The organism is Actinopolymorpha singaporensis, assembly GCF_900104745.1.
GTDB classification, from domain to species: domain Bacteria; phylum Actinomycetota; class Actinomycetes; order Propionibacteriales; family Actinopolymorphaceae; genus Actinopolymorpha; species Actinopolymorpha singaporensis.
The window spans coordinates 5378413-5397711 of the sequence record NZ_LT629732.1 but is presented as its reverse complement, the minus strand read 5'-3'; the positions used below and the strand labels follow the sequence as shown (position 1 = coordinate 5397711).

The window sequence follows — 19299 nt, the reverse complement described above, 5'->3', positions numbered from 1 at the left end:
GGGGCGGACCTCGTGTCCGCACCGGTGGGGCCGTCGTCGTTCCCGATGTGGCCGCGCCGGCTCCCGGTGAGGCTCAGTGCCGCTCCGCCGGGTGGTCCACGCCGAGGAAGATCGGGTTGGTGAACGCCGCCATGCCCTCGAAGACGGTCGGCTGGGAGGAGGTGTGGCGTACCTCCACACGGACGTACTTCGAGACCGCGGCGGTGGTGGTCCACGTGACCTGGGCGGCCTCGCCCTGCTCTGTCCCAGCCTCGACCTCGACCTCAGCTTGACCGTCGACCTCGGGTCGAGAGTCGCCCGCCGGAGCCGGCCTCGAACCCGTCCCGGTGGGCGTCGGCAGCGGCAGCTGGGCGAGGGTTCCCTCGTCGGAGACGAAGCGGACGAACCCGCTCTCGACGCCGCGTACCGTCACCGCGAGTTCCACCGGCGCGTCGGACCCGACGGGCAGCCGCTCGCCGATGCCGGCGGTCCGGCCGGCGCCGGTCGCCTGGAAGGTCACCTCCACGGCGGCCGACTCCGCGACGTAGCTGCGGCCCGCGCGCACGCCGGCGAGGATCGCGTCCCGGCTGAGGTCCTCAGCCCACACCACCGTCTGGCCGAGTCCGACCGTGTCGCCGTGGGCGTGGGTGTCGCTGCTGCCGACGGCGGGCAGCCACCGTCCGCCGTCGAGGCCCGCGCCGCCTGCGACCAGGGCCGCGTCCCACTGCCGCAGCGACACCTCGTCGTCGGGCGTCCACGGGCCGTTCCACACCTCCACCGCGTCCACCTCGGCGAAGCCGAACTTCCAGGCACAGCCGACGTACGGGCAGAACGGGTGGGCCGCGATCGCCAGTCCGCCGAACCCGTGCAGCGCCTCCGCGACCCGGTGGAGCACGCCGTCGACGGCCCGGAACCGCCAGTCGATCCAGGTACCCGCCGGCAGGCCCGCCACCACCAGGTGGCCGTTGCGGGTGGTGACCTCCTCGCCATTGACGACCAGCAGGTCTTCCGGCACGTGGTGGCCCCAGACGCCGTGGGCCGAGGTCGTGTTGTGCTCGGTCGAGACGACGAAGTCCAGGCCGGCCGACCGTGCGGCGGCGACGAGTTCGGCCGGTTCCCGTACGCCGTCGGAGTGGACGGTGTGCGTGTGCAGGTCGCCCCGGTACCACGTCGGCCCACGACCGGTCGCTCGGAGCGGGGCGGGGTTCGGAACGAACGGTTCACCGGGCTCGCCGGGACGCAACGTCACCTCGACCCGGTAGGCGAGGCCCTGCGGCGCGACAGTGTAGGGGCCGAGCGCGACGTGCCAGGTCCCGGGCTGGATCGGTCCCGGCAGGTAGCCGGGGGTGGCGTCGGAGGCGGAGATGACGAACGCGTCGCGGGCGCCGCCGGACCAGCCGCGGAACCCGGCCGGGTCCCCGCCGCGGTGCCCGCGCGGGTCGAAGACGCCGATGTCGAGTGCGTTCCCGGGTACGCCGGGCGGGGTGGCGGGCCGGTCGTACTCGTAGCGGACGGCGAGTTCGGCGACGCCGCGGGGAACGTCGACAGGGAGGTAGACCCAGTCGGGCGCGCCGGGCCCCAGCCGGCCCTCCAGGATCCGGGTGAGGTCGTCCCGCCGGCTGGTGGCGGCTTCGGGCTCGGATGGGGTGTCCGCGGAGAACGTCACGGGTCCGAGTATGGCTGCGGTACCGCGATGGTGAAGCCGGTGCCGGGACCGGCCGCAGGCTCCGAGGTTCAGTGGGGGGAGGAGGTACGGCGGCCGAAGCCGGCGAGGAACCGGCCGATCCGGGTGGCCGGCACGGACTCCGGCCGCGGCGGCTGCGGATCGGAGGGGAGTTCCTCCGGCCCGGGCGGCGACACGACACCGCCGCGGCGGGCGTGCCGACGTGCCAGCGTGAGGTACCCCTCGGCCACCGCGGTCGGTGGCCCGCTGCGCAGCCGCCGGCTGCGTTCCAGCCAGACCTGCGCCTGCCGGGCCGCTGCCACCTCGTCGTGCGGGCGGCGGCGTTCCTCCAGCAACAGCCCGGTCAGCTCGGGGGCGACCAGCACGGCCGAGCCGAGGTGCTGCAGGCACCTGGCCTGGCCGGTGGTGTCGGCGATCTGGCGGAACCCGGTGAGCGCGCGCTGCCAGCGAACGACCGCCGCCGGGGACCTGCCCTGCATCCAGGCGGCGACGCCGCGGAGTTCGTGGGTGTACGCCAGTCCACTCGGGTCGGCGCTGTCGGCGGCCCGAAGCTCGGCCAGGTCAAGCCGGTCCAGCGCCCGGTCGGGCAGTCCCTGGCGCAGGTGGACCTCCGCCATCGTCAGCAGCGTGGTCACCTCGCCGGACACGTCCCGAACCGGCAGTGCGGCCCAGCACAGGTAGAGCTCCTGCTCGGCGTCGCGCAGTCGTACTCCCGCGGCGGTCGGATCGTCGGTGGCGGCGGCCAGTGCCAGCAGGTGCAGCGCGGTCTCGTGGTGCCGGCGTGCCTGCAGGGCGGAGGCGTACCTGCGGTTGCGGACCGGCAGCCGGGTGTGCGCGACCCGCGTGAGTTCGCTCTCCGCCTCGGCCAGCCGTCCCGCCTGGCGCAGTGCGGCGGCGTGCCGGATCCCGGCGAGCTGGGCGAGGTCCGGCCGCCGCGACCGTCGCAGGACGCGGACGAACTCCGCGGGCTGTCCGCCCGGGTCGCCGGGCCGGCCGGTCCGGGCGCGCCAGCAGTCCAGGGCGTCGGCGAGGGCGCAGAGGTCGTCGACCAGGCCGGAACCCAGACCCGCACCCGCACCGGCACCCGGACCTGCACGCCCACCGGCACCCAGGCCGATTCCGTGCCCGGCATCCGGTCCGCGCCCGGAACTCGCGCCCCATCCTGTGGCCGTTGCTGCATCGAGCCCGGGCTCCTCGTCGCGTGGAGCGCCCGCCAGCAGTGCGTCCAGCAGTGGCTCCGTCGTCTCGAACCACCGGGCCGCCGCCGCGGCGCCACGAGGGGAGTCCAGCGCCCGCATCCAGGTGTGGGCCAGGGTTGCGTAGTGGCGGACGAGTGCCTGCCGGGCCACCGCCGCGCCCGGAGCGCCCTCTGAGGAGTTTCCCAGTGCGCGGACCACCGTCCGAATCTCGTCCGGCAGACGGTACCGCCCGGCCGCGGTCTCCCGGATGAGCCGGCGGTCACGCAGTTCGGCGACCGGATCGGGTGGGGGCTCGACCTGCCTGCCCGGTAGGGGGTCCTCCCCGCGTTCCAGGATCTCGATCAGGTCGTCCAGGCTGCCGCGTACCGCCTCGATGGCCTCCACGGTGAGCTCTGTCACCGAGAGCTCGGCCAGCGCGCCCAGCAGCAACCTGCCGCGCCGGGACAGGCTGTCCCCCGTGCGTTCCAGGATCGCGGTCCAGACCGCCTCCATCCCGGGCCGGCAGGACTTGGCGCGGAACGCGCCGAACGCGCTGAGGAGTTCCTCCGGCGTCCACGGTGCGCCCGGACGGGTGAACTCGCGGGCGAGGTCGTGTGCTGCCTTGGGGAGGCCGCCGCAGCGGGGGAGTACGCGGTCCAGCCAGCCACCGGGCAGGTCGCTCGGTCCGCCCGCGGCCACCCAGACCGCGCGGAGGGTCTCGATGCCCACCGGCGCCAGCGTCACCACTTCGTACGGCCGGACGGGCGTTCCGTCGCCGTCGGGACCAGCGGACTGGTCGGCCGGGCCGACGTGGGCCGCCTGATACGGCACTGCGGGCTCGCCCCCCTCGAACGGCTCGAACAGCTCGGCCAGCCCCGGCCGCCCGACCACGAGCAGCCGGGGTTCGCGCGGCCGGGCGGACAGCACCGGTGCCAGCCACTCCAGCTGGCTGGTCGCGGTGAGGTTGTCCAGCACCAGCAGTACCCGGCGTTCGGTGAGTACGCCGTGCAGCCGGCGGGCCGCCTCCGGCAGGTCGGCGTCCGACGTCGGCGCGGTCTGCCCGAACGCCGGCAGCAGATGGCTCGCCAGGGTCAGCGGGCTGTCCGGCTCCCACGCCCAGCCGCGCAGGTCGAACGGCGCGACCTGGCCGGCCCGGATGGTGCCCAGCTCAAGGAGGGCGTGCACGACGCCGTCGGCCACCGCCGAGGTGCCGGTGCCGGGCTCGCCGACGATCGCGGCGACACCGTGCTCGCGCAGGGCGCGGACCCCGTGCGCGACGGCGGCGTCCCGGTCGTCCAGCACCGGCCTGGCCCGGTGCCAGGCGGGCCGGATGGGCGTACCCGGGGCGACCAGCGCCGGCTCCCTGCCCCGGCCGGCGGCCTGGGCGCGCCGCCGCTCGAGCACCCGGAGGATCACGGTGACCAGTCCGACACCGACCAGCACCACCACCAGTCCGGTCCGCACCGCGCCGTTGAGGTCGGTGCCGAGGGGACTGGTGTTCCACACGTCGGTGAGGACGTTCACCGCCACGCCGCTGAGCAGTGCCAGGGCGATCGCGCTGGTGCTGCGCAGGAGGAAGTGGAGCGGACCCGAACGCGGGCGGCGCAGCATCCACGGCTCTGGGCCGCCGAGATCGGTGACCTCGGCGGGGACGGCGCGTTCGGGTGGTCGCACCGAGCCCGGTTGGTAGCCGGGGCCCGACGGAGGGCCGCCCGGGCCCTGACCCGGCCCGGCCGAAGCGGTGCCGGTCTCCGGCAGAGCGCTCGGTGGCCGGTCGTCCACCGGCGGCGTACTCATCGCAGCACCCCGCTCATCGCAGCACCCCGCTCATCGCAACACCCCGCCGGTGAGGCCGGGGACCACCCAGCGCCGCCAGGTCAGCAGCAGGAGGATCGACGGCACTGCCGCGGAGACGACCGCCGCCGCGGCGACCGGCCCGGTCGAGGTGGCGAACTGCCGCGCCTCGCCCCACAGCACGAGCGTGAGCGGGCTGGCGCCCGGGCCGCTGACCAGGAAGCTCACGATGAAGTCGTCCCACACCAGGACGAACTCCACCACCGCCACCGCCACCAGCGCCGGCCCGGTGGTACGCCACACGCGGGTCGCCCCGGTGCGGTAGCCGGTCAGGCCGCCGAACGCGTCGGCGTAGCGGCCCTCGTTGCCCGCGGACAGCGCCGCCCGCAGCAGCAGGATGGCGAACGGCAGCCCGGCCGCGGCGTGCATCAGGACCAGCGGCAGCCGTGAGCCCGTCAGGCCTACCGCGGTGAACGCCTGGCGCAGCGGACCCACGTACATCTGCACCGGCAGCACGGCCAGGACGCTGAGGACGGCCAGGACGACGGTGAGCGCCCGGCCGCGTACGACCCCGGCCGCGAGCGCATGTGCGGGTACCACCGCGATGCTCACCACGAGCAGCGCGGAGCCGGTGGCCACGCCGAGGGTTCCGAGCAGCGCGCCGGGCAGTCCGGCGTTCCACACCTCCGCCAGCGAGGCGAGGCTGAGCAGGTGGCCCACGGGCTGCCACCAGCCGAGCATGCCGGCGTCGCCCGGTGCGCGGATCGCGGTCGCCAGGAGTACGAACAACGGGAACGCCCACAGCAGGCTGACCGCGATCCCGACCGTGGCGCTCAGCCACGGGACGCGGCGCCGCCAGCCGGCCAGCAACTGGCGGCGCCACCACGGCGGAGGCGGCTGGGGCACGCCGTGCGGGATGCGCATTCCCTTGCGGGCGCCCAGTGCGGCTGCGGCCACCACCGCGAGCAGGACGAGCGCGATCGCTGCGGGTTCGCCCTGCTCCGTGGCCGACGTGGTGAGCCGCCACCAGCGCACCGACACCACGTCCACCTCGTCCTGCATCGGCACCGGCACCACGATCAGCACCAGGTCGAAGATCCGGGCGGCCGCGACGAGGAGGGTGAGGACGATGACCGCGGTGACCGGCCGGAGCATCCGCCACTGAAGTCGCCACACGCCGTCCAGTCGGCCGGTCGGTCCCTGCAACCGGGCGCGGCGGATGAGTTCGGGCGGGATCGCCTCCAGGCCGGCCCGGAACAACGACACCACGAAGCCGAGCCAGGTCCAGGCGAACGCCGACACCAGCACCCACCAGACCCACCACGGGCCGAGCCAGACCGGGCTGCCGCCGAAGAGGTAGGTCAGCATGGCGGTGGCGGTTCCGCGTTCGGGTGCGGGGTCGAAGATGATCCGGAAGGCCGCGCCGGACGCCAGTGCGGACAGGCCGAACGGCAACATCAGCACGTTGAGGAAAGCCACCGACCAGCGGCCGAGCCGCCGGCTGAGCAGCGCGATCCAGAAGCCGACCAGCACCAGTGCCAGCGCCACCACCAGCCAGCCGATGGTGTTCAGGAAAGCCCGTCGGGAGTCCCCGTCGGTGAACACCTGGGCGAGGTACCCGAGGTGCGGCCGGCGCGGCGACCCGAGCGCCGAGCCGGCGGTGAGGAGCGTCGGGACCACCAGCAGCGCGACCAGGAGCGTGGCGGCCGCCACGAGCAGGGCTGCGTACAACCCGGCGAAGCCGCGGCCGCCGGGGACGAGCGGGCCGGACATCGGCCGGCTGGTGACCTCCAGCCGCAGGCCGCGGTGACTGTGGATCACCATCGGCCGCCTCCGGTCCCGGTGCCGGTGTCCCGGGACGTGCCGCCGGGGTCTCCGGGGTCTCCGGGGTCTCCGGTGTCTCCGGGGTCCTCGGGGTCCTCGGGGTCGGACGCCCGCTCGCGCTCCTCGGCCAGCCGCATCCGGGCGACGAACCGCTCGACGGCCGCGTCCACGGTCCGGCCCTCGCCGCCGTCGTGCTCCGGCGACACGTCGACCAGGAAGTCCTTCAGCGCCCGCCACATGCCTTCCCGGGAACCGACCGCGCCGAGTTGGTCGGACAGGTCGAAGTGGAAGGTGCCGGTGCGCAGTTCGGCCGCGAGGGGTGCGGCCTGCGGCGAGTACGAGCCGGCGGGCGTGTCGTGGTCCGCGGCGATGAAGCCGCCCGTACTCGCGATCCACGGACGTGGGGCGAGCGGGTGGGCGAGCCGGCGGAGCAGGTCGACAGCGTTCGGACCGGCGGGCCGGGTGAGCACCATGACGTCGCCGCCGGCGACCAGCGGCGCAGGCAGGTCGGACGACATCCGCGGGAAGCGGAACACCCCGATGCGGCCCGGGTCGTCGGTGCCGCCGGACCCGCGCACCGATCCGTGGCCGGCGGGGAGCCTGCCGGAGGAGGACCTGCCGGGGGAGTTGTCGCCGTCACCTGTGGCGAACCGGCGTACGTACGGCTCGGCGTAGTCGGCCACCACCACCATCGCGGCCCGGTGGTAGCCGAACACCTCCAGCACTGCCTCGGGGAACTGCCGGACCAGCGACCCGGTCACGCCGCCGGCCAGTGTTCCGGCCGGACTCCACAGGTCGGCCAGGCGGCGCAGGCACGCCCGCACGGGTGCGCTGCCCCACAGGGCGGGCCGGTGTGCGGGGTCGCGGGCCAGTCGCTCGTACGTCGAGGGCGAGGTGCCGACCAGGACGTTCTCGAAGAAGTCGGTGAGCGACCACCCGTCGGCCACGCCGAGGGCGAGGGGGCGCCGGCCTGCCGACCGCAGGGCCTGGTTGAGCCGCAGCCACTGGGCCCAGGTGCTCGGCGGCCGCAGGTGCAGGCGGCGGAACAGGTCGCGGTCGTACCACACCGCCGACTTGTTCGACATCTTGAACGGCAGGCCGTACGGCAGGAGGCGGCCGGGACCGTTCGCGCGCGGGCCGGCCGCGAACAGCAGCGACCGCCACACTGGTGCGTATCGAGCGGCGGACCCGGCCGACCCGACGGGGGAGTCCGGCCACAGGTCGGTGGGGATCGGCGCCAGCGTGTCCAGGTGGCGGCGCAGTTCACCCGGAAGCGGCAGCATCACGAGGTCCAGCCGTCCCGCGCCGCGCGCCGCCGGCGCGGTCCCGATGTCGTCCCCGAACGGCACCGGCGTCACGTCGTAGGTCATCGGCCCGAAGCCGGGCAGGTGGTTCAGCCCGGCCAGCACGTCGCGGAACGCCCCCAGCTCACCCGCGCTCCAGCTCACGGCGACCCGAACCGTGGGGCGGTCGCCGAGGACGGTGGACCCGCCGCAGCCCGTGGCGGCTACGGCCAGCGGGGTCAGGGCCGCCGCGCGCAGGACGGCTCGCCGGGTCGGCGCGAGCGGCTCAGGCATGGCGGCTGCCGCGGCCAGTGTCCCGGGACGTGCCTCCGACGCGCTCACCGGCCCGGCCGGACGGCTCGCCGTCGCCGTCGCCCCTGTCGTCGTCGCCGTCGTCGTCGTTCCTGTCGTGGTCGCCCCGCCTGTCCCCAAGGCCGGCGACACTCGCGGGCTGTACGCCAACCGGGTCCGGGTCGAGCAGCCGGGTGCGGGCCGGGTCGGTGGTGAGCACCAGCCCGGCCACCTCCGCGAACAGCCCCCTCGGCCCGGGCACAGCCGCCGGGTCCAGCCGCAGGCGTTCGAACTCCAGCGCCGCGTCCCACGTGGGCAGGTCGGGGGAGTCCTCCACCACCAGCGCGCACGGCCGCCAGCACAGCGCCATCGCGAACCCGGCGAGCTGGCGCTGGCCCACGGTGAGCTGTTCGGGGTAGCGACCCAGCAGTCGGCGCAGCCCGAGCCGGGTCGCGGTGTCCCGGGCCTGCGCGGCCGCCCGCCGGCGGGACACCCGGACCGTGGGACAGCTCGCGCGGGTGAGGTTCTGCTGGAGGGTCAGCCCGGGTTCGAGTCCGCCCGAGGCCGGGACGTACCGCACCCGGCACTGGTCGTCGTTGCCGGCCCGGTGCCGTCGGCGCCGGTGGTGGTCGTCGGGTTGCTCCAGGGCGTTCACGTCGTCGACGAGTACCCGTCCGCCGGTCGGTGCGACCAGCCCGAGCACCACCTCGAGCAGGTCGCGCACCGACTCCTGGTCACGTACGACGGCCGCGCGGACGGTGCCGACGGGCACGGTCAGCGACCAGGACGTGCACACGCCCTCGACGCTGAGGTCGTCCAGTCGCAATCCGGCCATGCCGCTCCCCGTGCCGACAGCCGACAGGTAGCCCACCCGACAGACAGGTAGCCCACCTTAGATGATCATGCTCACCCCGCGACCTACCCGAAGATCACCGGAGTCAGGTCGGGGTCGGCGAGGTCGTCGTCCAGCGGGTGCACCGGCCGGACGACGTGCTGGTAGTCGAGCCGGAGCAGGTCCTGGTCGACGCCTCCCGGGGTCAGCGCCAGCACCCAGCCCTTGGCCGCCTGGTAGAGGTCGGGCTGGAGATAGCCGATCTTCACGGCGGTCAGGTCGTGGTCGGCCGGCTCCAGCCCGAGCGCCTGCAGGTGGGCGACGTAGTGGAACGGTTTGCGCCTGCTGGTGAGCACCGCGGACACCCCGCCGGAACGCACCACCGCGATGTCACCGCCCACCTGGTCGTCGCGGGTGACGTGGGTGACCTCGCCGCTCATCGCCACCGGCTCGCCGCCGCCGAAGACACCGCCGACCTGGACATCGACCCGAGCGCCGACACCGGCGTCCACGCAGGTGCGTACGGCGTCGGGGGCGACGCAGCTGGCCCAGATCGCGGTGCGTTCACCGGAGGCCAGCGCCGGGGTGGCCAGCAGGTGGCCGAGCAGCCAGGCGACGTCGTTGGACCCGCCCGCGGTGGGGTTGTCCCCGGAGTCGCTGACGAAGAACGGCCGTTGGCCGGACTCGAACGCCTGCGCCACGCACCAGTCGGCAGGTCCCGCCGGGGCACAGAACTCGAACTCGTGCCGGGCGTCCCACCAGGCCCTGGCGATCCGCTCGGCCTGGGCGCTGACCACGCCCTGGTCGGTGCCGTACACCACGACGGTCGCCGCCGACCGCGGCTCGTCCGCCCAGGCGTACCCGACCCACAGCGAGGCGTCCATGACGCCGTCGAGGCGCTCGGCCTCCTCCACCGAGGCGTAGACGGACTTCGCCGGCTCCACCCGGGTGCTGGTCTTCTCGCCCGGGAGCAGAACCGGCACCCGCACCCACGCCCGCACAGGCCGGATCTCCTCGACCAGGCACCGGACGAGGTTGCGGACCGCCCGTTCGCGCGTCTCGACGTAGTCCAGGTGCGGAGCAGTGCGGTAGGCCGTGAGCAGGTCGACGGTCTCCGCGAGGTCCTCCGACACCTGGCCGTGCAGGTCCATCGACGCCGAGATCACGCAGTCCGAACCGACCAGTGACCGGATCCGGTGCGCCAGCGCGGCCTCCGCGTCACGCCGGCCCTCGACCGCCATCGCGCCGTGGATGTCGAAGTAGAACCCGTGCAGCTCGCCCTCGTCCAGCACGGCCCGCAGCCGCTCGAGGATCTCCGCCTCGATCGCGTCGTACACCTCCGGCAGCACCTGGCCGCCCGGCAGCGCGGACGCCTGCAGCAACGGGACGAACTCGACCTCGGGATGCTCCGGCAGCCGCCAGCCGGCCAGGAACGGGTAGCGGTCGGCGAGCTCCTCGCCCCGGCCGACACGGAAGTCGGCCAGGCCGGTGCGGTGGGTGGTGAACGTGCTCGACTCGGTGGACATGCCGGCGATGGCGATGCGGTAGGTCATGCCGGAGGTTCTACACCAGGGCAGGGACAGCCCGGATCTCGGAGTAGGCGGTGAGTCCGGGGCGCGAGCCGGGTTCAGTCCAGCGCGTACACCCTGCGGGCGGTGCCGCCGAACACGTCGGCGCGTTCGGACGGGTCCAGGTGCGCGGTCAGCTCCCGGGCGGCCGACACCCAGTCGGCGTACGACGAGGCCAGCAGGCACACCGGCCAGTCCGAGCCGAACATCACCCGGTCCGGGCCGAACGCCTCCAGCACCACGTCGACGTAGGGCCGCAGCGTGGCGACGTCCCAGGACGCCCAGTCGGCCTCCGTCACCAGCCCGGACAGCTTGCAGGTGACGTTGGGGTACGCGGCGAGCCGGCGGATCAGTCCTGCCCACGGCTCGCGTTCGCCCCGGGCGATCTCCGGCTTGGAACAGTGGTCGAGGACGAACGCCGCCTCCGGCAGTGCCTCCACCGTCTCCACCGCCGCCGGCAACTGCTCCGGCAACGTCAGCAGCTCGTAGCGCAGCCCGGCGCCCGCCACCGCGGCGAGGCCACGCCGGACGTCGGGGCGGCACAACCAGGCCGGGTCCTCCTCGCCCTGCACCCCGTGCCGGACGGCGCGGAGGAAGCGACCGCCCGGCGCGGCGGCCAGTTCGGCGAGATCGTCGGCCACCGAGTCCGCGGTGAGATCGACCCAGCCGGTCACCGCGCCCACCAGGTCGCTGCCCTCGGCGAGAGCGAGGAAGTCCCGCGTCTCGTCCAAATCGGGCACCGTCTGCACCAGAACGGTCCGGGTCACCCCGGCCGCCTTCGCGTGCGGCTCGAGGTCGGACAGGTGGAACGTCTTGTCGATCGGGGCCATCTGCGGCCCTGCGATCCACGGCTCCGGGCGGACGGACAGGTCCCAGACGTGGTGGTGGGCATCCACGCCGCCGGGATGGGCCGCCCCGCCAGGGCCGCCCACCCTGCCGGAGGTGGCCGAGCCGGCGCCGGCGTCAGGCGCCATACCGCTTCACCCCCGCGTCCGCGAGGTCGTCCCACAGAGCGTCCGGGACGTCGTACTCCATCATCTGGAGGTTCTCCTCCAGCTCGGCCACGCTCCGTGCGCCGGTGAGGACCGTCGCCACCGCCGGGTGCCACAGCGGGAACTGGATCGCCGCCGCCTTGAGGGGTACGCCGTGCCGCTCGCAGATCGCGGCCAGCTCCTGTGCCCGGGCGATCAGGTGCGCCGGCGCCTCCGCGTAGTTGTACGTCGCGCCCGGCCGGGGGTCGGCCAGCAGACCGGAGTTGTAGACACCGCCGATCACGATCGAGGTGTCCCGCTCCAGGCAGGCCGGCAGCAGGTCCTCCGCCCCTGGCTGCTCCAGCAGCGTGTAGCGCCCGGCCAGCAGCACCGCGTCGACGTCGGTCTCGCGCACGAACCGGGTCGGGATGCGGGACTGGTTCATGCCGACGCCGATCGCGCGCACCACGCCCTGGTCGCGGAGCTCGCGGACCGCGGGGTAGGCGACCGTGAGGGCCTCCTCCTCGTGGTCGTCGGGGTCGTGGATGTAGAGGATGTCCACCCGGTCCAGGCCGAGGCGTTCCAGGCTCTCGGTCACCGAGCGCAGGATGCCGTCCCGGCTGTAGTCGAACGCCGCCTCCGACGGAGGTGCGTCGGCGTACCCGTTGGCGTTCGGCCCGCCCTCGCCGCCGTCCGCGCCCTCCGCGGGCACGATCAGCCGGCCCACCTTCGTGGACAGGACGTACTCCGAACGGCCGGTTCCGGACAGCGCGGCGCCCACCCGGCGCTCGGCGGTTCCGTGCCCGTAGAGCGGAGCGGTGTCCAGGTAGTTGAGGCCGGCGTCCAGCGCGGCCTTCACCACCGCGGTCGCGGTCTCGTCCGCGACGGAGGTGAACAGCCCGCCCAGCGGGGCGGTTCCCAGCCCCAGCCGGGTGACCTCCACGTCGCTCGTGCCCAGCCGGTGCCGCTGCGTGGCCCGCTTGCCCATGCTTCGCCTCGCTTCGCGTTGCTTCGCACACGGCAGGGGCGTGGCGTACGGTCCGACGGCCGCTCGCCGCGATCAGTCGACCGGCCCCGCCCGGCCACGTGGCAAGCTGACTCCGGATCCTAGTGGTCGTCTGACGATTCGGCTGGTCGCGTGCGCGGCCGTCTCCGGTAGTCCGGCCGACGTTGCGAACCGCCATGCCCGAAAGAAGCAGCCACAAGAAGCCAACCCCCCCAGACATCCGGAACGAGGTGACCCGGTGGCGAAACTGGTCGCGGTCGACGTACACGACGTGCGGTTCCCGACATCCCTGGAGCTGCACGGCTCCGACGCAATGAACCCCGACCCCGACTACTCCGCGGCGTACGTCGTCCTGCGCACCAGCGACGGGCCCGACGGACACGGCTTCGCCTTCACCATCGGCCGGGGCAACGAGGTGCAGTGTGCCGCGATCCGGGCGCTCGCCCCGGCCCTGGTGGGCAGGGACGTGGAGGAGATCTGCGCCGACCTCGGCCGGGTCTACTTCGACCTCGTGGACGACTCGCAGTTCCGCTGGCTCGGTCCCGAGAAGGGGCTGATGCACATGGCGATCGGTGCTGTCGTCAACGCCGTCTGGGATCTCGCCGGCCGCCGCGCGGGCCTGCCGGTGTGGAAACTGCTCGCGGACATGACGCCGGAGCAGATCGTCGGCCTGGTCGACTGGCGCTACCTCCGTGACGCGCTCACGCCGGAGGAGGCGCTCGACCTGCTCCGGGCGGCCGAACCCGGCCGGGCCGCCCGCGAGGAACGCCTGCGTGCACGTGGCCTCGCGGCGTACACCACCACGCCGGGATGGCTCGGGTACGACGACGCGACCGTCGACCGGTTGTCCCGGCAGGCCGTCGCGGACGGGTTCGGCCAGATCAAGCTGAAGGTCGGCCGGGACGTCGACGACGACCGGCGCCGCCTGGGCGTGGCCCGCCGGGCGGTCGGCCCGGACGTCCGGATCGCGGTGGACGCCAACCAGTGCTGGGACGTCGCGGAGGCGGTGCGCTGGGTGGGCCGACTGCGCGAGTTCGACCTGTGGTGGGTGGAGGAGCCGACCTCGCCCGACGACGTGCTCGGCCACGCCGCGATCCGGCGCGAGATCGCCCCGATCCGGGTGGCGACCGGCGAGCACGCCCAGAACCGCGTCATCGTCAAGCAGCTGTTGCAGGCGGGTGCGATCGACGTCCTGCAGCCGGACGCGGCCCGGGTCGGCGGGGTGAACGAGAACGTCGCGATCCTGCTGCTGGCGGCGAAGTTCGGCGTGCCGGTGTGCCCGCACGCCGGAGGAGTCGGCCTGTGCGAACTCGTACAGCATCTGGCGATGTTCGACGAGGTGGCCGTCGGCGGGCACCGGCCCGACCGGGTGGTGGAGTACGTCGACCACCTGCACGAGCACTTCGTCGACCCGGTGCGGATCGTGGACGGCGCCTACGCCGCGCCGACCGCGCCCGGCATGTCTGCGGAGCTTCGCCCGGCCACGCTGGCCGACTACCGCTATCCGGAGGGTCCGGTGTGGGCGGGCTCGCCGGCACCGGCGGGCACCGTCGTGAACGACGAGGGCGGCAGTGGGCCCTGGCCCGCGGGGGTCGCGGTCGGCGGCTGAGCGTACGCCGCGGGTCCCGAGCCGGCGGCGATTCGGCGGACAGGCGTCAGCCGCGCAGCTTGACCACCCGGCCGGAGGATCCGTCGACCAGCGGCCGAGCACCGACCGGCGTGTCCAGGTGAACCTCTACGGACTGCTCCTTGATCACCTGGGCGCAGATCACGTCGCTCCTGCCGGGCGGGTCGCGGTGCAGCTTGATCACCACGGCGTCGGGGCGCTCGGTCACCTCGGCGCGTCGCAGGCCGGGCGAGCACGGCGTCGGCAGGGCGTAGTGCACCTTCAGCGTCCGGACGGCGGGTGTGCCGTCGACGGCGTCCACCCGGATCAGCGGCTGCCAGTTCTCTCCCGGCGGGGTGGCCGGCGGCATGCCGGGCCGGTCGCCGCCCTTGCCGCCCTTGCCGCCCTTGCCGCCCTCGCCGCCGGGTCGCCTGGTCGAGCCGGGAGAGGAGGTCGCCGACGGGGTGGGCCGAGCGGACTCGGTGGCCGACGGCGTTGGGGCGGCTGACTTCGTGGCCGTGGGCGAGTCCGGCCGGTCACCGGCCTCGACGGTCGTACCGGCTCCGCACGAGGTGGACAGGGTCAGCACGGCCAGTGCGGCCAGGACCGCGGCGGTGCGAACGGGACGGTTGGGACGGTTGGGACGGACGGGACCCGCGGACGGTGACCTCATGTGTTCCCCCGGGGACGTCGAGGTGCCTGGCTTTGCCGGCGTACCGGCGAGGACCGGTGGGCGCCGGGCAACCACGGCCCGGGGCTCTCCTGGCCGCGACCGGAGCGAACACCTGCCCGCCCACATGGACGCCGTCCCACCGCCGCCGGTTCCGGCCGCGGGTTTTGCCACGGGCGCCCGCGCCACACCCGGCGGCCTGGGAGGGCTGCGGGGAGACGCCCGGCCGGCCCGGACTCGCCGAGCCGAGCACGGCGCCGACCGGTCCGCGCTCGGTATGGTGAGCTGCCGGTTCGCCGTCCGACCATTCCGAAGGGGACTTCTTCGTGCCAATCGCGGTTACCGGGTCGATCGCCACCGACCACCTCATGACGTTCGGCGGCAAGTTCCGCGACTCCCTCGTGGTCGACCAGCTGGACAAGATCTCGGTGTCGTTCCTCGCCGACGACCTCGAGGTACGCCGGGGTGGCGTCGCCGCCAACATCGCGTTCGGCATGGCCTGCCTCGGCCTGGACCCAGTCCTCGTCGGCGCGGTCGGCCACGACTTCGCCGACTACCGTTCGTGGTTGGAGCGGCACGGCGTCGACTGTGGCTCGGTGCACACAAGTGACGAACACCACACGGCGAGGTTCGTGTGCACGACCGACTCCGCCCACGCCCAGATCGCCACCTTCTACCCCGGCGCGATGAGCGAGGCCCGGAAGATCGAGCTCGCCCCCGTGGCCGAACGCGTCGGCGGGCTCGACCTCGTGGTGATCGGCGCCAACGACCCCGAGGCGATGCGCAGGCACACCGACGAGTGCCGGGACCGCGGCTACGCGTTCGCCGCCGACCCCTCCCAGCAGCTCGCCTGGTCCGACGGGGAGCTGATCCGCGAGCTGATCGACGGCGCCACCTACTTCCTCTCCAACGAGTACGAATCCGCGCTGACCGAGCAGAAGACCGGCTGGAACACCGAGGAGATCCTGACCCGGGTCGGCGTGGTCGTCACCACGCTCGGCTCGGAGGGTGTCCGCATCCACCGCAAGGGCGAGGCGCCGATCCACGTGGGCGTCGCACCCGTACGCGGCCTGGTCGACCCCACCGGCGTGGGCGACGGCTTCCGTGCCGGTTTCCTGGCCTCGGTCGGCTGGGGGCTCGACCTCGAGCGGGCCGCGCAGGTCGGCTGCCTGCTCGCCGCGCACGTGATCGAGACCGTCGGCCCGCAGGAGTACGCCCTCACCCGGGAGACCTTCCTCGGCCGGCTGGCCGAGGCGTACGGCGACGACGCCGCGGCCGACGTCGAGCCCATGCTCACCCGCGTCCAGGAGAAGATCACGCGTTCCTGAGCCGACCATGTGTGCGCCGGGACGGTCCGTCGCCGTGCGCCCTGAGGGGGGCTTCCGCCCGCCGGGAGGGTGCGGGCCGTGCGGACAAGTCCTGCGAGTAGGGTTTCTGTCGCTGATACGAGGTTGCGCCGCTGTGCACCCGGTGGGTCTGTGTAGTCGCCGGTGCGGAGGGTCTGAGGGAGAAAGGCATCCCGTGAGGTCGAACGCTGGCGAACGCGCTCCGCGCCCGATTCTGCGCAGGGCGTCCGTGGCGTCGCTCGTAGGCATCGCCCTGCTCGTGGCGAGTGGCTGCTCCACCGAGCAGCTGGACACCTGGAAGCGGGGCGGCATGCCCCCGCCCGCGAGTGACCGGGCCACCCACACTCTGAGCCTGTGGCAGGGCGCCTGGATCGCCGCGCTCGCGGTCGGCGTCCTGGTCTGGGGGCTGATCATCTGGGCGGTGATCGCCTACCGCCGCCGGGACGACTCCGTTCCGGCGCAGGTCCGCTACCACCTGCCGATCGAGATCCTCTACTCCGCGGTGCCGTTCGTGATCATCGCGGTGCTCTTCTTCTTCACCGTGCGCGACCAGAACGCGATCCTCAAGGTCGACAAGAACGATCCGCCCACCAACGTCGTCAACGTCGTGGGCCAGCAGTGGAGCTGGACGTTCAACTACGAGAACGCACCCGGCGTCGGCACGGTGTGGGAGACCGGGACCCCCGAGCACCTTCCGACGCTCTACCTCCCCGTGGGGCAGAAGGTCGGTTTCAAGCTCAACTCGCCCGATGTGGTCCATTCCTTCTTCATCCCGGCGTTCCTGTTCAAGATGGACGTCTTCCCGGGCAAGACCAACTACTTCGAGCTGACCCCGACCAAGGAGGGTGAGTTCGCCGGCAAGTGCGCCGAACTCTGCGGCGTGTACCACTCCCGGATGCTGTTCACCGTGCACGTGGTGAGCAAGGAGGAGTACGCCGCGCACCTGCGTCAGCTGAAGGCCAAGGGCCAGACGGGCCTGAACACCGGCGGCGCGGCTTCACGGACCCAGCAGGGGCTGCAGACGGAAGGCGAGGGAGGGACCAAGTGACCATTCTCAGTGAGCGCCGGCAGGCGTCCGGATTCCCGACCGAGCCGGTACGCCGCCGCAGTACGGGCGCGAAGATCGTGTCGTGGATGACCACCACCGACCACAAGGTGATCGGTCACCTCTACCTCGTCACGTCGTTCGCGTTCTTCCTTGTCGGCGGCCTGATGGCACTGATCATGCGGTCCGAGCTGGCCCGGCCCGGCATGCAGGTCCTCGACAAGACCAACGGCGAGCTGCTCTACAACCAGCTGTTCACCATGCACGGCACGATCATGCTGCTGCTGTTCGCGACGCCGCTGTTCGTCGGGTTCGCCAACGTGATCATGCCGTTGCAGATCGGTTCGCCCGACGTCGCGTTCCCGCGGATGAACATGCTGAGCTACTGGATGTTCCTGTTCGGTGGCCTGATCACGCTGGGATCGTTCCTCACCCCGTCCGGCGCGCCTGACTTCGGCTGGACGGCGTACACCCCGCTCTCCGACGCGGTGCGGACCCCGGGCGTCGGCGGTGACCTGTGGGTGATGGGGCTCTACATCGCCGGTCTGGGAACCATCCTCGGCTCGGTCAACTTCGTCACCACGATCTTCTGCATGCGGGCACCGGGCATGACGATGTTCCGGATGCCGATCTTCACCTGGAACGTCCTGGTGACCAGCGTCCTCGCGTTGATCGCGTTCCCGATCCTCGCCGGCGCCCTGCTGATGCTGGAGGCCGACCGGCACTTCGGTGCACGCGTGTTCGATCCGGCCAACGGCGGTGCCGGTCCGTTGCTGTGGCAACACCTGTTCTGGTTCTTCGGGCACCCCGAGGTCTACATCATCGCGCTGCCGTTCTTCGGGATCATCACCGAGATCATCCCGGTGTTCAGCCGCAAGCCGCTGTTCGGCTACGTCGGCATGGTGCTGGCCACGATGGGTATCGCCGCCCTGTCGGTGGCTGTGTGGGCGCACCACATGTTCGTGACGGGCCAGGTGGACCTGCCGTTCTTCTCGTTCATGACGTTCCTCATCGCCGTGCCGACCGGAATGAAGTTCTTCAACTGGATCGGCTCGATGTGGCGCGGCTCGGTCAGTTTCGAGACGCCGATGCTGTGGTCGATCGGCTTCCTGGTGACGTTCCTCTTCGGCGGGCTCACCGGCGTGATCCTGGCCGCTCCACCACTGGACTTCCACGTCAGTGACACCTACTTCGTGGTCGCCCACTTCCACTACGTCGTCTTCGGCACCGTGGTGTTCGCGATGTTCGCGGGTTTCTACTTCTGGTGGCCGAAGATGACCGGCCGGATGCTGAACGAGACCCTCGGGAAGATCCACTTCTGGACGCTGTTCTTCGGCTTCCACCTGACCTTCCTGGTCCAGCACTGGTTGGGCGTGGAGGGCATGCCCCGCCGGTACGCCGACTACACCGTCCAGGACGGCTTCGCGACGCTGAACACCGTCTCCACCATCGGCGCTTTCCTGCTCGGAATGTCCACGTTGCCGTTCCTGCTCAACGTGATCGTGTCCTGGAAGGGCCCCAAGGTCGGGGTCGACGACCCGTGGGGCTGGGGCCGGTCGCTGGAATGGGCCACCTCGTCCCCGCCGCCGCGGCACAACTTCACCTCGATCCCGCGGATCCGCTCCGAAAGCCCGGCGTTCGACGTCCACCACCCGGAGATCGCGCTGCTCGACCTCGCGCAGAACGACCCGCACGGTGTCGCCGACATGCCCGAGCACAGCGGCCGCGACAGTCAACTCCACTCCAGCTCGCAGCAGAACCGGAAGGACCGCTCGTGAAGGCCGAGGGATACATCTTCGCGATCCTGACCGGATTCTTTCTCGTCGTCTCGCCCGTCTACTGGTTCCTGTCCCACGACCCGACCGGAACCAGCGCGCTGGTGATGACCACGCTGCTCGCCGCCCTGGTGGCGTTCTACGTGCTCCTCACGGCCCGCCGGGTGGGCCCGCGCCCGGAGGACCGCAAGGACGCCGAGATCGAGGAGGGAGCCGGCGAGCTCGGCTTCTTCAGCCCGCACAGCTGGTGGCCGCTGGCCTGCGCGGCGTCCCTGTCCGTGCTCGTCCTGGGCATCGTCTTCGGTTGGTGGCTCTTCATCATCGGCGCCGGAGTCGGTGCGGTCTCGGTGCTCGGCATGGTCTTCGAGTACTACCGCGGGGAGCACGCGCACTGATCGCCACCCGCTGACGGCCGGTCGGAACGCATCAACCCGGTCGAGGGGGCAG

The 19299-nt window shown here is 72.7% G+C and carries 14 protein-coding genes; 5 read left to right on the top strand and 9 right to left on the bottom strand.

The window, feature by feature from the left end; all coding sequences use genetic code 11:
• Nucleotides 1-73 precede the first annotated feature (73 nt).
• From BLU27_RS24160 to BLU27_RS24125, 8 genes are all read right to left on the bottom strand, one after another.
• Entirely contained in the window at nucleotides 74-1645 is a 1572-nt protein-coding gene (locus BLU27_RS24160) for a CehA/McbA family metallohydrolase (protein WP_197681559.1), read from the bottom strand.
• Between the two features lie 68 nt (nucleotides 1646-1713).
• The gene (locus BLU27_RS24155) at nucleotides 1714-4638 is read right to left on the bottom strand and encodes an NB-ARC domain-containing protein (protein WP_092655921.1); all 2925 of its coding nucleotides are present in this window, start codon (nucleotides 4636-4638) and stop codon (nucleotides 1714-1716) included.
• 30 nt (nucleotides 4639-4668) lie between these two features.
• A complete protein-coding gene (locus BLU27_RS24150; protein ID WP_092655920.1) occupies nucleotides 4669-6459 on the bottom strand; it encodes a hypothetical protein in 1791 nt (596 codons plus the stop codon).
• Entirely contained in the window at nucleotides 6453-8036 is a 1584-nt protein-coding gene (locus BLU27_RS24145) for an ABC transporter substrate-binding protein (RefSeq protein ID WP_157728781.1), read from the bottom strand. The genes BLU27_RS24150 and BLU27_RS24145 overlap by 7 nt, the downstream gene beginning before the upstream one ends.
• Nucleotides 8029-8868, bottom strand: coding sequence for an ATP-binding cassette domain-containing protein (locus BLU27_RS24140; RefSeq protein ID WP_157728780.1), 840 nt, complete (start codon nucleotides 8866-8868; stop codon nucleotides 8029-8031). Before BLU27_RS24140 ends, BLU27_RS24145 begins: the two co-directional genes overlap by 8 nt.
• An 83-nt stretch (nucleotides 8869-8951) precedes the next feature.
• Nucleotides 8952-10418, bottom strand: a complete 1467-nt coding sequence (locus BLU27_RS24135) for a M81 family metallopeptidase (RefSeq protein ID WP_092655917.1) — start codon at nucleotides 10416-10418, stop codon at nucleotides 8952-8954.
• 74 nt (nucleotides 10419-10492) lie between these two features.
• On the bottom strand, nucleotides 10493-11407 hold the full coding sequence (locus BLU27_RS24130) for an amidohydrolase family protein (protein WP_092655916.1): 915 nt from the start codon (nucleotides 11405-11407) through the stop codon (nucleotides 10493-10495).
• Nucleotides 11397-12392, bottom strand: a complete 996-nt coding sequence (locus BLU27_RS24125; protein WP_092655915.1) for an aldo/keto reductase — start codon at nucleotides 12390-12392, stop codon at nucleotides 11397-11399. The genes BLU27_RS24130 and BLU27_RS24125 overlap by 11 nt, the downstream gene beginning before the upstream one ends.
• A 256-nt stretch (nucleotides 12393-12648) precedes the next feature.
• Between BLU27_RS24125 and BLU27_RS24120 the strand changes: the two genes are divergently transcribed.
• On the top strand, nucleotides 12649-14019 hold the full coding sequence (locus tag BLU27_RS24120; RefSeq protein WP_092655914.1) for an enolase C-terminal domain-like protein: 1371 nt from the start codon (nucleotides 12649-12651) through the stop codon (nucleotides 14017-14019).
• A gap of 46 nt (nucleotides 14020-14065) precedes the next feature.
• On the opposite strand, the gene BLU27_RS24115 is transcribed toward BLU27_RS24120, so the two are convergent.
• The gene (locus tag BLU27_RS24115; protein ID WP_092655913.1) at nucleotides 14066-14689 is read right to left on the bottom strand and encodes a hypothetical protein; all 624 of its coding nucleotides are present in this window, start codon (nucleotides 14687-14689) and stop codon (nucleotides 14066-14068) included.
• Nucleotides 14690-15012: 323 nt separating this feature from the next.
• On the opposite strand from BLU27_RS24115, the gene BLU27_RS24110 reads away from it, so the two are divergent.
• The 4 genes from BLU27_RS24110 (at nucleotide 15013) to BLU27_RS24095 (ending at nucleotide 19247) form a co-directional block, all read left to right on the top strand.
• The gene (locus BLU27_RS24110) at nucleotides 15013-16014 is read left to right on the top strand and encodes a carbohydrate kinase family protein (RefSeq protein WP_092655912.1); all 1002 of its coding nucleotides are present in this window, start codon (nucleotides 15013-15015) and stop codon (nucleotides 16012-16014) included.
• 193 nt (nucleotides 16015-16207) lie between these two features.
• A complete protein-coding gene (gene ctaC / locus BLU27_RS24105) occupies nucleotides 16208-17080 on the top strand; it encodes an aa3-type cytochrome oxidase subunit II (protein ID WP_092655911.1) in 873 nt (290 codons plus the stop codon).
• A complete protein-coding gene (gene ctaD, locus BLU27_RS24100; RefSeq protein WP_092655910.1) occupies nucleotides 17077-18855 on the top strand; it encodes an aa3-type cytochrome oxidase subunit I in 1779 nt (592 codons plus the stop codon). Before ctaC ends, ctaD begins: the two co-directional genes overlap by 4 nt.
• Entirely contained in the window at nucleotides 18852-19247 is a 396-nt protein-coding gene (locus tag BLU27_RS24095) for a cytochrome c oxidase subunit 4 (RefSeq protein WP_092655909.1), read from the top strand. The genes ctaD and BLU27_RS24095 overlap by 4 nt, the downstream gene beginning before the upstream one ends.
• Nucleotides 19248-19299 lie beyond the last annotated feature (52 nt).